Origin of the sequence: Rhodococcus sp. IEGM1339 (genome assembly GCF_050321925.1) — a bacterium.
Lineage (GTDB): Bacteria > Actinomycetota > Actinomycetes > Mycobacteriales > Mycobacteriaceae > Rhodococcus > Rhodococcus pyridinivorans.
The window spans coordinates 96,947-109,924 of sequence record NZ_JBNQFT010000017.1 but is presented as its reverse complement, the minus strand read 5'-3'; the positions used below and the strand labels follow the sequence as shown (position 1 = coordinate 109,924).

Annotated in this window: 14 protein-coding genes and 2 pseudogenes; 7 read left to right on the top strand and 9 right to left on the bottom strand. The window is 65.8% G+C overall.

Annotation, left to right across the window (positions count from 1 at the left end; all coding sequences use genetic code 11):
• Positions 1–97 precede the first annotated feature (97 nt).
• Positions 98–262 (bottom strand): annotated as a pseudogene (locus ACQR3U_RS16180) (adenylate/guanylate cyclase domain-containing protein); the annotation flags it as partial.
• A gap of 463 nt (positions 263–725) precedes the next feature.
• Here ACQR3U_RS16180 and ACQR3U_RS16175 point away from each other — a divergent pair.
• Positions 726–1,491, top strand: a pseudogene (locus tag ACQR3U_RS16175) (Nramp family divalent metal transporter); the annotation flags it as partial.
• A gap of 646 nt (positions 1,492–2,137) precedes the next feature.
• Here ACQR3U_RS16175 and ACQR3U_RS16170 read toward each other — a convergent pair.
• Together ACQR3U_RS16170 and ACQR3U_RS16165 are read right to left on the bottom strand one after the other, a co-directional pair.
• A complete protein-coding gene (locus tag ACQR3U_RS16170) occupies positions 2,138–2,908 on the bottom strand; it encodes a helix-turn-helix domain-containing protein (RefSeq protein WP_230810885.1) in 771 nt (256 codons plus the stop codon).
• A 208-nt stretch (positions 2,909–3,116) separates the two neighbouring features.
• On the bottom strand, positions 3,117–3,818 hold the full coding sequence (locus ACQR3U_RS16165; protein ID WP_230810884.1) for an SIMPL domain-containing protein: 702 nt from the start codon (positions 3,816–3,818) through the stop codon (positions 3,117–3,119).
• Positions 3,819–4,011: 193 nt separating this feature from the next.
• Between ACQR3U_RS16165 and ACQR3U_RS16160 the strand changes: the two genes are divergently transcribed.
• Positions 4,012–4,284 carry a GlsB/YeaQ/YmgE family stress response membrane protein gene (locus ACQR3U_RS16160; protein ID WP_019289453.1) on the top strand — a complete coding sequence of 91 codons (273 nt, stop codon included), beginning with the start codon at positions 4,012–4,014 and terminating at the stop codon, positions 4,282–4,284.
• A gap of 69 nt (positions 4,285–4,353) precedes the next feature.
• Here ACQR3U_RS16160 and ACQR3U_RS16155 read toward each other — a convergent pair whose 3' ends face one another.
• On the bottom strand, positions 4,354–4,773 hold the full coding sequence (locus tag ACQR3U_RS16155) for a glutaredoxin domain-containing protein (protein WP_006552091.1): 420 nt from the start codon (positions 4,771–4,773) through the stop codon (positions 4,354–4,356).
• A 159-nt stretch (positions 4,774–4,932) separates the two neighbouring features.
• Here ACQR3U_RS16155 and ACQR3U_RS16150 point away from each other — a divergent pair, with 159 nt between their 5' ends.
• From ACQR3U_RS16150 to ACQR3U_RS16140, 3 genes are all read left to right on the top strand, one after another.
• The gene (locus ACQR3U_RS16150) at positions 4,933–5,613 is read left to right on the top strand and encodes a phosphatase PAP2 family protein (protein WP_230810883.1); all 681 of its coding nucleotides are present in this window, start codon (positions 4,933–4,935) and stop codon (positions 5,611–5,613) included.
• 208 nt (positions 5,614–5,821) lie between these two features.
• A complete protein-coding gene (locus tag ACQR3U_RS16145; RefSeq protein ID WP_230810882.1) occupies positions 5,822–6,430 on the top strand; it encodes an Rv1733c family protein in 609 nt (202 codons plus the stop codon).
• A 60-nt stretch (positions 6,431–6,490) separates the two neighbouring features.
• Positions 6,491–7,390, top strand: coding sequence for a phosphatidylinositol mannoside acyltransferase (locus ACQR3U_RS16140; protein WP_230810881.1), 900 nt, complete (start codon positions 6,491–6,493; stop codon positions 7,388–7,390).
• A gap of 34 nt (positions 7,391–7,424) precedes the next feature.
• On the opposite strand, the gene ACQR3U_RS16135 is transcribed toward ACQR3U_RS16140, so the two are convergent.
• Entirely contained in the window at positions 7,425–8,183 is a 759-nt protein-coding gene (locus ACQR3U_RS16135) for a DUF6920 family protein (protein WP_230810880.1), read from the bottom strand.
• 270 nt (positions 8,184–8,453) lie between these two features.
• Between ACQR3U_RS16135 and ACQR3U_RS16130 the strand changes: the two genes are divergently transcribed.
• Positions 8,454–9,140 carry a ZIP family metal transporter gene (locus ACQR3U_RS16130; RefSeq protein ID WP_039958072.1) on the top strand — a complete coding sequence of 229 codons (687 nt, stop codon included), beginning with the start codon at positions 8,454–8,456 and terminating at the stop codon, positions 9,138–9,140.
• Between the two features lie 50 nt (positions 9,141–9,190).
• Here the strand turns inward: ACQR3U_RS16130 and ACQR3U_RS16125 are convergent, their stop codons facing one another.
• The 3 genes from ACQR3U_RS16125 to ACQR3U_RS16115 form a co-directional block, all read right to left on the bottom strand.
• Complete coding sequence (locus ACQR3U_RS16125; RefSeq protein ID WP_006552097.1) at positions 9,191–9,991, bottom strand: HAD-IIA family hydrolase; 801 nt, start codon at positions 9,989–9,991, stop codon at positions 9,191–9,193.
• Positions 9,992–10,040: 49 nt separating this feature from the next.
• A complete protein-coding gene (locus ACQR3U_RS16120) occupies positions 10,041–10,283 on the bottom strand; it encodes a hypothetical protein (RefSeq protein WP_267496984.1) in 243 nt (80 codons plus the stop codon).
• Positions 10,284–10,881: 598 nt separating this feature from the next.
• Positions 10,882–11,145 carry a hypothetical protein gene (locus ACQR3U_RS16115; protein WP_397517625.1) on the bottom strand — a complete coding sequence of 88 codons (264 nt, stop codon included), beginning with the start codon at positions 11,143–11,145 and terminating at the stop codon, positions 10,882–10,884.
• A gap of 295 nt (positions 11,146–11,440) precedes the next feature.
• On the opposite strand from ACQR3U_RS16115, the gene ACQR3U_RS16110 reads away from it, so the two are divergent.
• Positions 11,441–11,677 carry an ANTAR domain-containing protein gene (locus ACQR3U_RS16110; protein WP_372477652.1) on the top strand — a complete coding sequence of 79 codons (237 nt, stop codon included), beginning with the start codon at positions 11,441–11,443 and terminating at the stop codon, positions 11,675–11,677.
• Positions 11,678–11,768: 91 nt separating this feature from the next.
• Here the strand turns inward: ACQR3U_RS16110 and ACQR3U_RS16105 are convergent, their stop codons facing one another.
• Positions 11,769–12,959, bottom strand: coding sequence for a flavin reductase family protein (locus tag ACQR3U_RS16105; protein ID WP_230810878.1), 1,191 nt, complete (start codon positions 12,957–12,959; stop codon positions 11,769–11,771).
• Positions 12,960–12,978 lie beyond the last annotated feature (19 nt).

The following is a 12,978-nucleotide window of genomic DNA, read 5'->3' as shown; positions in this document are numbered from 1 at the left end:
CTCTCGAAGAATCACGCGGTGACCGTCTTTCGTTCGGCTACGACACGCCGGCCATCTCATTCGGATCCAGCTCGTACACCATCCTCATGGACGTAACCCCCCAACGTTCGAAGTTGTAGTGGAAGTGCGGATCGGTCCACATCAGGTCCGGATGCATCATGTCTTCGAAGAACCACGCGATCGGATGTGGCCCCTCACCCACGATCTGATACGCCAGTGCGGCGCCGTCGCGCTGGATGTACCGCGTCACGGGCGGATCCATGGGAACAACGATAGGCGCCGGTCGACAGCGCGGCGAGTGTCGGTTGTCGAAACCGACCGGCGACGGAAACCGGCCTCTATCGTGAGGTTGCTGAGGAAAGCGTGGTCTTCACGGCGCGTCTCGCATGAGACGGGTGGACGCCGGAGCAGGGGTGTGCTGCTTTCTGTGGTCGCTGCAGCGCTGCTCCTGGGTGTCTTCGCATCAGGGTGCGCTTCGATGCGCGGCGGGGTGGAAGGCAATTTCGGTCGGGCAGCGCAGCAGATCGGTTCGGCGGCGGTCTCGGCTCAGCTGAGCCTGCAGGTTTCGCCGACGGTCACAACACCACCGCCGCCACGGACACCGCCCTGTCGGACATGCTCTAAGAGGTCGACCAGGCCGTCTCGGCAACCGCGGATCGAGAGGTGGACACCCCCGGCCAGGGAACCCTGCGCGCCGAGGTCCTGCAGGCGGCGAACACGGTTGAATGAAAAGTCTCTTCGCCGTCGCTCTCAGAATCCTCACCGCGATCGGGGGATTTCTCGACATCGGTGATCTGGTCACCAATGCCGTGGTGGGCGCGCGTTTCGGGTTGTCCTGGCCTGGGTGGTGCCGGTAGGCGTGCTGGGAATCTGTGTCTTCCGCAGATGTCCGGCCGCGTCGCTGCGGTCAGCGGCCGAGCCACTTTCGAGATCATTCGCGAACGTCTCGGGCCGCGCATGGCAGTGGCGAATCTGAGCGCGTCGTTTCTGATCAACCTGTCGACGTGGACCGCCGAGGTCGGTGGTATCGCGCTGGCGTTGCAGTTGGCGAGCAGTGTGAACCCGAAGATGTGGATTCCGGTAGCCGCCCTGGCGGTGTGGCTGGTGATCTGGCGGGTGAAGTTCTCGGTGATGGAGAACGTCACCGGGGTGGTCGGACTGTGCCTGGTCATGTTCGCAGTGGCGGTGTTCCTTCTCGGCCCGGACTGGGGGCAGCGCGCGAACCAGGTGTTCACTCCATCCCTGGCGGACAGCGAAAAACTGGCGGCATATCGGTATTACGCGATCGCGTTGTTCGGTGCGGCGAGGACTCCGTACGAGGTGTTCTTCTCCTCCGAGGCGGTGGAAGAGAAGTGGACGGTGCGGGATCTGGCGAAGTCCCGGCTCAACGTTCTGGTCGGATTTCCCCTCGGCGGCATCCTCTCGTTGGCCATCGCCGCACTGTCGGCGATCGTGCTGATGCCCCCTGCTCGTCCGGTTGTATCGGCCAGTGGGGGAGTGCCGTCGCCGGAGGTCGTCGGGATTCTCCTCTCGCCTCGCCGGCGCGCCGCTGACCGATCACGCCGCGGCCTCGACGATGCTGGGCAGAGTTACCACGCTCCGGCGGCGGCACGTCGCTGCTGCCGACGCCCGCCTTTTCCGTCGTGACGTCGCCTTGCCGGTATCCGCTGCGCACGTCGACGCAACGCCAGCTCGTGCTGCAAGCGCTCCGCAGACAGCTTGCCCGGACCGTGAATGCTCGTGCCGTCCGGCCGTTCGATCGTGGTGGCCATCGCCGTGTTTCTCCTCGAGGATCTCGAAATTCGCCAGCGTCCAGTAGTACTCCTCGACAAGTGCTGGGGCAATGGAATTTACGCCATTCTGCTGAGCACGAATGAACACCAGGCGATCACGAGTGACGGCGTTGTGTCCGCTGCCGTGGACCAACAGCACTTCCGGCCCACGGCCACCGAAATCGAGTCCCGACAGCACGCCGTCGTCGACGGGCACTTCGATACGGGTTCCCGACACCATCACCATCCCTCGCCGTCGATAGCTCGGCGAGACTGTCTACCGCAGAACGTTACCTACCCCTCATGAGACAACCGATCCATCCGATCGGTCAACGGAATTCGGCCGAGCGCCTTTGCATCGGATCTCAGGCCGCAGCCGGCGCGCGACACCTGCACCGCACGGCACGCCCCTGCTCGTCATCGGGAAGCCACCCGTACTCGTCGCAGTCGCCGCACTTCGGGTGGAGGACACGGGGCGTCGACAGCGACCGCCACAACGGCAACCATCCGTGCGCCAGTCGCATCGGATTGCCCGGTCTGTGCACGGATTTCGCTGCCGCAACCAGAGCCGGCACGCCGTGTGTGGCGACGAGTGTTTCGATCGCCGCTGCCGCATCGGGTTTGAGGTAGACGAAGGTCGCGGTGAGCCCGGCCTGCCTGCAGGCTGCCGCAAGCTCGACCACCGCCGGACCGAGCGGTGTCTTCGCGACGCGCGGTGTGCGGTTGGTTTCCGTCCTTGGTGTATCGGTACTTGAAAGAGCGCCTGGGTCTGCGATGTCCGCGCTGCCGCCGGTCGGATTCTCAGGCGCCGGGTCGGTGGCGGGACGTTCGTAGATGGTCTGGATGGTGATCCATTGGCCGAGCTCGTTCTGGATCTTCTCGCGTACCAGGTAGCCGAGGTCGGCGAGCTCGCGCAGAGCGGATCGGATCGCGTCGCGACCTTCCTTCGGTGACTGTGCCGCGATCGAGTCGGCGCGGGTGCGCCAGTCGTCGGGCTTGGACAGCAACCAGACGAGCACACCCCGCGCGCGGAAGGACAGCCGCTCGTCGGTGATGACGGCATTGCTGAGGACGGTGAAGTTGGCGGCAAGGCGCGGTCCACGACGCACGCCGCCGGCCAGGGTATTCTGACCCACGTTCGACTCCCTTACAGTCGGACATCCGGCCCGTCGGGAGCTGCAACTCCTGGCGGGCCTTATTCGATTGTGGCCGCGCGGATCGGCGGCGTGCTGGCATCGTGCCACCGTCTGTACAAGGCGCGCAAGGAATCGAGCGGAGGGTGCTCGAGTTTCGGTGTTCTCGACGTCGCTGAGCGGGGTCCGGAACACCGAGGTTTCCCCGACGCTAGGGGGACGCTTCGAACCGCGCCTCGACGTCGGCGGTGAGGGTGACGCGGTCGGGTTCGAAGACCAGCGCGGGTTCGGCGGACTCGGGTGCGCTCATCGCATCCGAACGCAGCATCGCTGTGCGCATCATGGGGGCGCCGCCCGTGTGGACGGGTGAGGGCTGGGAGCCGAGCATGCCCGGATCGGCGATGGCCACCGCACGAACGGTGTCGAGGCCCAGCGACGTCGTGTACGCCTTCGCCTTGTCGAGGGCGTCGCGGACGGCGAGGTCGCGGACCTGTGCGAGTCGCTTCTTTCGCGCCTTGCGGGTGATCCACCACTGGAGATCGGCGACGGTGACCACCTCGAGTTCGGCGACCTGCTCGACGAACGCACCCACAGCGTCGAACTCGTGGAAGGTGACGGTGATCGACGCCGACGAGTTGTACACCCACGGCCGGTTCTTACCTTCGCGGTTGAACGGGCGCCGCCGGCTGTGGCGTACCCGATCGAAGGTCCACCGCTTCACCGGGTTCGGGGTGCGCTTGTGCAGTTCGGTGACGAGATCGGTGACGGTGGCGACGGCCGCGGTCACCGGTTCGGCGGCCGGCTTGCGCGACGAGCCGTCGGCGTGCACCCGCAACACCACCGTGCACCGGTTGGGTGCGACGGTGCGCTCGGCGTGCCCGGTGACGGTGATCGTGACGGGAGGCTGGGTCATGCGCACGAGTGTGCCAGCGCGAGCCGTCCCGGTCGGGCAGACGGCACGTGTCACGGTCGGAGCCGTCGAATCCGACCTTCCGGGCGTCGCATTCGTGCCACTCTGAACTTGTCAGAAGTGAGAGGTGTGACTGGTGGGACGACTGGGTATCTGAGTTGGGTCGAACTAGCCAGTGTTCACGAAAGGACTGCACATGCTCGGACTCGGAATCCTCGGTTGGATCATCATCGGTGGTCTCGCCGGTTGGATCGGCAGCAAGATCATGGGCACCGACGCCCAGCAGGGCATTCTTCTCAACATCGTCGTCGGCGTCATCGGCGGCTTGATCGGTGGTTTCCTGCTGAAGGTCTTCGGGGTGGATGTCGAAGGCGGCGGACTGATCTTCAGCTTCCTGACCTGCCTCCTCGGCGCGGTCATCCTGCTGTTCCTCGTCAAGGCCGTCACCGGCCGAGGCGTGCGCCGCTGACCGCTCTGCATCAACGAGGTCCCGGATCCACACGGATCCGGGACCTCGTTCGTGTCGGGGGTCGGCTCGTCAGACCAGTTGATCGCGAAACCAACGTGGGTCGGGATTGGTATGCGACACGTCGCCGACGAACACCGTCGGCACCGTCTCGTTCCCGCCGTTGACTTCCCGGACCCGAGCGGCCGCAGCGGGATCCCGCCAGATGTTCACCCAGATCGCGCGACGCGCGCGAGTGCGCAGGGTGGCGCGCAACCGGATGCAGAACGTACACCCCGGGCGCCAGTACACCACCGGAACGCCGCGGGTTGCGGCGTCGCGACGGGCGGTCGCGTCGTCGACGTGATGGGGGAAGAACAGGGGAGAGGTGACCCACGCAAAGACGAGGAGCAGTACTGCCGTCACCACCGAGGTCACGTCGAATGCGCCAGTGAGCAGAACGACCGCCGCGACGGCCACCATCGCTGCGGAGAGGATCCAGGTTCGCCACACGCGTGCGAGCCTATCGCCCGGGCGGGAGGCAGAAGCCACTTCGTCCGCCGGCCTGCAGTCGCCTCGGAACGGGACGCGTCGCAGGCTCGAAGCTCCCCGTAACCCCGCCCGACCAGCCGGTCTGCCGCCGGGCAAGGTGGCGCGATAGCGTCTTCGGTCATGGTCGTCACCGAGAATTCACCTCCTGTATCCCCGCGGTTGGTCCGCTCGATGTTCATCCCTGCCGTAGGGGTGGCGCTCGTGCTGACTCTTCTCGCGGCGGCGACGGTACCGATGCGCGACCGCCTGTATCTGTCCGTCGCTCAGACCGTCGAGGGGTCCTTCCTCGGACCGCTCGCAGGTCTCGTCGCGGACAAGGGGCTGCTCGTCCTGGTCGCCTTCACCGGTGTGCTCGCGGCGTGGCTGTGGCGGAACGATCGACGCAGCTTCGGCACCCTCGCCGTCGGCGGTATCGGTGTCGTGGGTGCCTACCTGTCGAGTGAACTCGTCAAGCTCGTGGTGACGGAGCCGCGACCGTGTCGCGCACTCGGGATCGAGACGGTGCTGGAATGCCCCGAGGTGGGTGACTGGTCCTGGCCGTCGAACCACTCCGTCATCGCGGCGTCGTTCGCCACGGCGTGTGTCCTCGCGGCTCCGCGTCTGATCTGGCTGGTCGCTCCGCTCGCCGCGGTGCTCGCCTTCTCCCGGGTGACGGTGGGGGTGCACTACGTCCACGACGTGCTGTCGGGCATGGCGCTCGGCGTGTTGATGGTCGCGCTGGTCGTCGTGGTGCTTCTGCCGTTCGCGTCGCGGCTTCCGATCCTGTCGCGCGAGGCACCGGCCGCCCAGCCCATGGGATAGGTGAAACTGGATACGGCACACCGAATCCGGCTGTCGGCAGAGCGAATCTGCGGGCAGCCGGATCTTCTGTTCGCGGGCGGGCGTGGTTCGTTACCGAGGTCCCTCGATCGTTGCAGGGGGACCCGGTTGGGATACGACCTTCGGCACTACATCTACAGGCGCGCACGATCGACACTCGGGGGCAGGAGCTCGATGTCCGGAGAGTGTGATGATCCGCGAAGACACCCTGGCGGTGCGGTGGTGGCGTCTGCGGCCATGGAGCGCGAATCCGCTCCTGCGCGGAATCGACCGCGTCGAAGCTGTCGCGTTCATGCTCCTGGTGGGTCTGATGCTCCTGGTGGTGCCCGTTGCCGGTGTCGTCGGGACCGTGTCGTATGCGCAGTTCAGCGAACAGTCACATCAGCAGGTGGCCGAAGGACGGCGGGTACCGGCGTTCGTTCTCGACGACGATCCGGACGAAGCGTCGGTCCCCAACCCGTTGGCCGAGTCCTCGTCGTCGCCCGGTCCGGCACTCGCCCGGTGGGAGGTCGACGGCGTCGAGCACATCGGCCGCGTGGGACTCGAAGCCCGCGGGCGTGCAGGGGAGACGGTACGCATCTGGGTCGACGAGACCGGTGACTACATGCCGGTTCCCCGCACCGGAATCGAGAACGCGCTCGCGGCCCTCGGTGCGGCTCTGGCAATTCTCGTCCTCGGCACCGTGGCATGCGCGCTCACGCTGTTCGGCGTCCACGTCGAGATGAACCGGCAGAGACTGTCTCGGTGGGACCGTAAGTGGCAGGAAGCAGGACGACTCCCGGGGTGGCCGATCGGATGAACGTCGCGCAGCGCCCGTCGTGATGGTCATCGTTGTCGACCTCCGCGTTCGGGGTACTCGATGCGCATGAAGGATCGAGCCTGGGACCTCGCGTACGCCGCCGGCTGGTGGACGGTATGCGCGCTACCGGAAAAACCGGCGAGGCGCCTGTTCGAGATGGCTGCGGATCGAGCGGCCCGAAACGGCGGGCCGATCCAATTACGACGCAACCTCGCTCGGGTGTTGTCCACCACTCCCGCTCAGGTGCCCGACGAACTCGTGCGCGCGAGTCTACGTTCGTACGCGCGGTATCGGTGCGAAGCGTTCCGGTTGCCGTCGATGGATCCGCTACGGCTGGCCGAGACCATCGACTCCGCGGCCACCGGTCTCGAACACATCCACGAGGCCGTCGCGCCTGGGCGCGGCGCAGTGCTGGCGCTTCCGCACAGCGGGAACTGGGACCTGGCGGGAGTGTGGATCGTACAGCGGATCGGCACACCGACCGTCGTCGCCGAGCGGCTGCAACCGGAATCGTTGTTCCGCCGCTTCGTGCGGTTCCGGGAAGGCCTGGGTTTCGAGATCATCCCGCTCACCGGTGGCACAGTTCCACCGTTCGAACAGCTGATCGCCCGGATCCGGGAGGGACGGTTCGTCGGACTCCTCGGTGAGCGTGACCTGACCGGAGCGGGCGTGCCGGTAACCTTCTTCGGCGAACCGGCCTGCATGCCTGCCGGCCCGGCCAAGCTCGCGATCGATACGGGTGCGCCGCTGCTTCCGGTGCACTGCTGGTTCACTCCGGGCGGTTGGGGGTTCCACATCGACGCCCCGATCGATACCGCAGGCGGCGTAGAAGCCACGACCCAGTTACTGGCCGACCGGTTCGCCGCCGGTATCGCCGCGCATCCCGCCGACTGGCACATGCTGCAATCGGTGTGGACGGCCGACCGGCGGGACCGCACACAGACACCCGGCAGACAGTGACGACGTCGGTTTACGCGGCAGGCCTCGTGGACCGTCAGAAGAAGTCGGCAGAGGTGATCTCGGCGCGGAAGAACTCGCCGTCCGTGCCGGTGCCCGTGTCCCAGCTCGCGCGGATCCGTGAGGCGATGGTCATGCCACCGAACCGGTGTTCGGCCTCGACCGCGACGATGAACGGATACCGGCCGAACTCGTGATTGTCGGGGTTGCCCCACCGCAGCATCCGCACCCCGCACAACGCCCCGTCCTCGGCGACATCCAGACGCACGGTTTCCTTGCGGCCGGCCACCGTCCAGGTCGCCGCGGCGACGAATTCGTCGCCGCGCCACCGTGCGAGGGGAAACGACGTCGGCACGAAGATGCTCTCCCCGGCCAGGCGGCCGGCCGCGCTGTCGCTGACATCAGGGCCGTCCGCGGACATCACCGGAATGATTCCCCCTATTCGCCAACGCATCTCGCCACAACCGTCGGTGAAGCGGTCGTACCCCGACACTGATACCGGGCCGATCCGAGTGGTCGCAGCCCACACGAATCCCGACGTCGGGGCGAGGAGTTGGACAGCGGTGAACGGTCGCCAGGATCCGAGCCGGATCTGCCCGGACATCTCGAGTCGTGCGGCTGCGGCCATCGGCGTGCCCTCGGCCACCGCATGGTTGATCCAACGCCGCGCAGCAGGCGGCAGGGGTTCGGTCAGGGCCGGGACGAACCGGTCACCGGTGCCCCTGATCTCGGACAGAGCACGCCAGTGTGCGCCGACATGATGAGCGGCGCGCGGAATAATCGGTGCACGGCCCATGCGCACGAATCCTCCACCGGTCGATTCGGCCCTTCACGATGCTTCGCTCGGACTCGGTGCTTCATCGATGGGGTGGGCCGATACTCGCTGATTCGAGCAAATTATGCCTGGGCACCGTGTCCTTGCCGACGGAATCGTCGATCATCGCGTTATAGGTGACCCTGCCGAGTCGGTCGGCGGTGACGTCCCTGGGTACCCGGTCGCCGGGACGGAAGAGGTACACATGAGCGTAACGAGTAGAGGACGGTGCCGACGCGGGGGTTCGGTTCGATGTTGACGGCCCTGTGGTACGGACTGGGGACCGCCGTGCCCTTGTTCCTCGGAGCTGCGATCGGCCTGCTCTACAACCTGCCCCGCCCGGTGCTCGCGGGGTTGATGGCCTTCGGCGCCGGTGCCATGGTGGCGGCGGTCTCCACAGAACTGTTCGCCCCGGCCTTCGCCGACCAGGGGTTGTGGGCGGCCGGCGGGGCCTTGATGCTGGGAACCGTCGTCTATGTCGTTGCCGATCGCGTGATCGAGAACATGCTCGGCCCTGCAGCCCTGGGTTGGGCGCTGATGCTCGGGGCCCTCCTCGACGGCGTTCCGGAGAATGCTGCGTTGGGGACCACTCTCGCAGCCGGCAGCGGTGGAATCGTGTTGCTGGTGGCCGTGGCGGTTGGCAACATCCCCGAGGCGGTGGCGGGTGCGGCGTCGATGCGGTCGGCTCTGTCGCATCGCTCTGCTCTGCTCATCTGGGGCGTGACGGCCGTTCTGCTGGTGGCGGTGGTTGTGGTGGCCACTGCGTTCGCCGATTCTCTGCCGGAAGCGGGAATTCCGCTGATCCAGGCATTCGCCGGAGGCGCCACCATTGCGGTGATCGCCGACTCGTTGATGCCGGAAGCCTATCGAGAAGGCGGATGGTGGGTCGGTATCTGCACTTCGCTGGGATTCCTGGTCGCCTTCGCTCTCGGTGCATGAAAAGCCCACCCTCATCGGATCCGGCCGAAAGTTCGGACCCCCGATACTCTTCAGAACGGGTTTGCCGTTGACCCAACGAGATCCGCAACGGAATTGATGACGCGGGTCGGGCGGTAGGGGAACCGCTCGACGGACTCGCGGGTCGAAATGCCGGTCAGGACCAGCAGTGTCTGCAGACCGGCCTCGAGGCCGCAGACGATGTCGGTGTCCATGCGATCACCGATCATCAGCGTATGTGCGGAGTGCGCACCGATCGCACGCAGGGCCGACCGCATCATCAGGGCGTTCGGCTTGCCCACGAAATACGGCTCACGGCCGGTCGCGCGGGTGATGAGCGCTGCGACTGCCCCGGTGGCAGGAAGCGAACCCTCTCGTGACGGGCCGGTCGGGTCCGGATTGGTCGCGATGAACCGGGCGCCGCGTTCGACCAGTCGGATCGCGGTGGTGATCGCCTCGAAGGAATACGTGCGTGTCTCACCGAGGACGACGTAGTCCGGGTCGCTGTCCGTGAGGACGTAGCCGATGTCGTGCAGCGCGGTGGTCAATCCGGATTCACCCACCACGTAAGCGCTGCCACCGGGACGTTGATTGGCGAGGAACGTCGCCGTCGCCAGCGCGGAGGTCCAGATCGATTTCTCGGGCACGTCGAGGCCGGAGCGCAGCAGGCGCGCCCGCAGATCTCGGGGTGTGCGGATGGAATTGTTGGTGAGCACCATGAACGGCGTACCGGTGTCGCGGAGCTCCGTCAGGAACGCGTCGGCACCGGGGATCAGGTGATCCTCGTGCACGAGAACACCATCCATGTCCATCAGGTAGTTCCAGACCGGCGCGGATGTGGGTTCTTCGCTCATTCTCCGAGTGTGTCACCTACTGTTCCGGTCGGCAGCCGATACAAGGCGATCACCCGCCGAGGTTCGCGACGGTCGAGCCGAGCACGCCCGCCTGTAGCTCCAGGTCGCTCTCGTCGTGGTCCCGATCCTGCGGTAGCTGCTTGCGGAGGTCTTCCCTGGTGACCACGAGGAACGCTCGGTTCTCATCCGTGAGCTCCTGACCTCCGACCACGCGGAAGCGTCCCTCCTCCAGAACGAGTGCGGGGTCATCGAGCGTCGAATCGAGGAGTTCTCGAAGGTCGGTGGCGGTCAAGTTGGTGGGCACATGTCCTCCTGCACTTGCTGTTCTTTCGGACCTGTCGGTGTCTTCCGGAGGTACCCGGTGGAGCGGTGGCCGAACCCGGTGGTATTCGGTCGCCGGGGCGGGTCGGCCACATCCGTGCGGGAAGCGCATCCGGTGGCGAAGGCTCGCGTGGCGGAGTGCGCCGACTCGCGTTACGAAATGTGAAGGGATCGGGTGCGTTCGGTCGCCTCACGGCGAAAGGCGCAACACGGCTCCAGTCGAACGGAACTTCCGTGAAGGCAAAGGGTTGAGCCCGGGGGACACGAATACGCACCCGATCCGCCCAGCACAACGCGACCCGATGGCTATCTATTCCCGGTGGGGACAAGCGTGCGGAAGCCGAACGCGTGCGTGACGGACTGTGACCGCGGACATCTTCGTTGATGCTTCAACCGGCGTACGATCGAGACCACTCATGTACACAGACTTCGCCACACTCGGCGGAACTCTCATCTGGTTCGCCGCTCTGATCGCCCTTACCCACATCCTCGGCCACACCCTCTGACCTCCGACCCACGGTCGGCCACCCCATTCCTGAGGCGTCCGCCGAACGCCCAGAGGGTGCTCTTCACACTCCCGTGCCGGCAATCGCGGGTAGCGTGGGTGGTACGGGCATCTTGCCCGCCACTTTCTCGCCTTGACACGCGGCATCGTGAAACAGGCGGAAGAGGCTTCCCAACATGGCCGAATCGATCGAGATCTTGATCAAGGCCCTTGGAGATCTATGAAGACCGCCGAGCGGACGGCACGATCTCGGTGAAGCACTGCGTGCGGTGACCACGGCCGCCGCGGTGACGATCGCCGGGGTCGAGTGCGCCGACATCGTGCTCATCGGCAAGGACACATTCGAGGCGCACGGAGCGACCTCGTCGTTGTCCCGGGAACTCGGTCGGATCCAACGCGACGCCGGTGGCCCCTGTATCGATGCGGCCGGAGTTACGAGCGTGGTCTACCGCAGCGACCTCCGATCCGAGATGCGCTGGCCGCAGTTCACGGAAGAAGCCCTGATGGTCGGGGTCGGCAGCGTGTTGTCCTTCCAACTCCACACCCGCACCGACATTGCCGGTTCGCTGAACCTGTTCGCATCGAAACCGCAGGCCTTCGACGGTGCCGCGGTAGCGCCGGGCATCGCACTGGCGGCGCAGGCGGCCGCCGAGCTCACTGCTGCACGCGCGGAGCTGCATCTGCGCTCGGCGTTGGGCACCCGAGACACCATCGGCCAGGCCAAAGGTCTTCTGATGCAGCGCTGCGGTGTCGATGCCGCCCGCGCCTTCGTGATGCTGCGGACGCTGTCACAGGATCTCAACGTCGCCGTCGCTCGAATTGCCGAGCGAATCGTCGAGGACCACACCGCTTCTCTGTGATCGTTTGTCCGATCATGCACAGTCCGTCCGTCGGGCGGTCCACAGCGGTTCCCTCGAGAGCGATGTAGGCACAAGAGGTGCATTCGACTGCCTACGAACCGTGGGGGTGTCTATCGCCCGCGAGTGCTGCAACGACGCTTCTGGCATGCGAAACCCATGCAGCGACCGTCGCGCCGGTGCTCCGAAGCGGGAGTTGAGCCAGACGCAAGGTCGAGGTGCAGCGGCCTTCCGGATCGCGTACAGGGAAGACGAGGGACCCGACATCGTAGCGACCGTCGGAATCGAGCTCCTGAACGCGATAGTCGACGTCCGACCCAGGGATCACGGTCCGGATGTCACGTTCCTCCATGGGTGTGAGCAGACCTGATTCGTAGCGTCGCGTCGCTTCGCACATCGTCTCGTATGCGGTGCGGCCTTCTCGAGGAAGAAACGAGAGCGCGTATCCGTGGGCGCGTACGAAACCGAGTCGCCGGCGGTAGACCCCCTTCGTGTCCTCGTCGATTCCGATGGCCCTGGACAGCCAGCGTTCCTGTTCGTCCTCGGACAGGTCGAAGAGGATACTGTCGCCGATCGGAGGCACGATCGGGATACGTCGTGCGAGTCCGTTCGTCTGTTCCACGCCGGGGCCGAAGGCCGACAGCACTCGGACCATCTCGTCCCGGCCGATCGTCGTATACAGCGCGACCTCGCAACCGATCGAGTGGGCGAGCGCTTCCACTTCCGGGCGGAGGGCCTCCGCCGCGCTGATCGAATCGGTGATCTCGTGCTGCAGCCGAGCGATCAGCGACGTACTCACGAAGCTGCCGTAACCGCCCTGGAAGTAGATCAGAGGCGCCACGGGGTTGGTGACCGCCAGATCGCTCACGGTGCAGAGGACGATCCAATGGTCGCCGGCATCGACCGTGTTCGTCACGCGTGCGTCGATCCAGGCGACCGATTGATCGAGAACCGGGTTGCCGGACGGAGAGGTGAACCACTCGATGCCGTCGAACTTGTTCTCCCAGCGCCGGGCGATCGTGGCGACGAGATCCTCCTGCTCGCCCCCGATGACATTGATGCATATCGACTCGCACCGCCGGAGTTTGTCGAACGTCCGGGACGTCTTCATCGGCATGAACGAGATCAGGGGAGGATCGAGGGACACCGAACTGAAGGTTCCGACGACGAGGGCGAGCAGTTCGCCGTCGGCGGCGCGTCCGGTGATCACTGCAACGCCCGTGGGATAGTGGCCCATCACCTCGCGGAACAGGCCCTTGTCGATACTGACGGTGTCGAGGGACATAAGCACTCCTTGGTCGGAA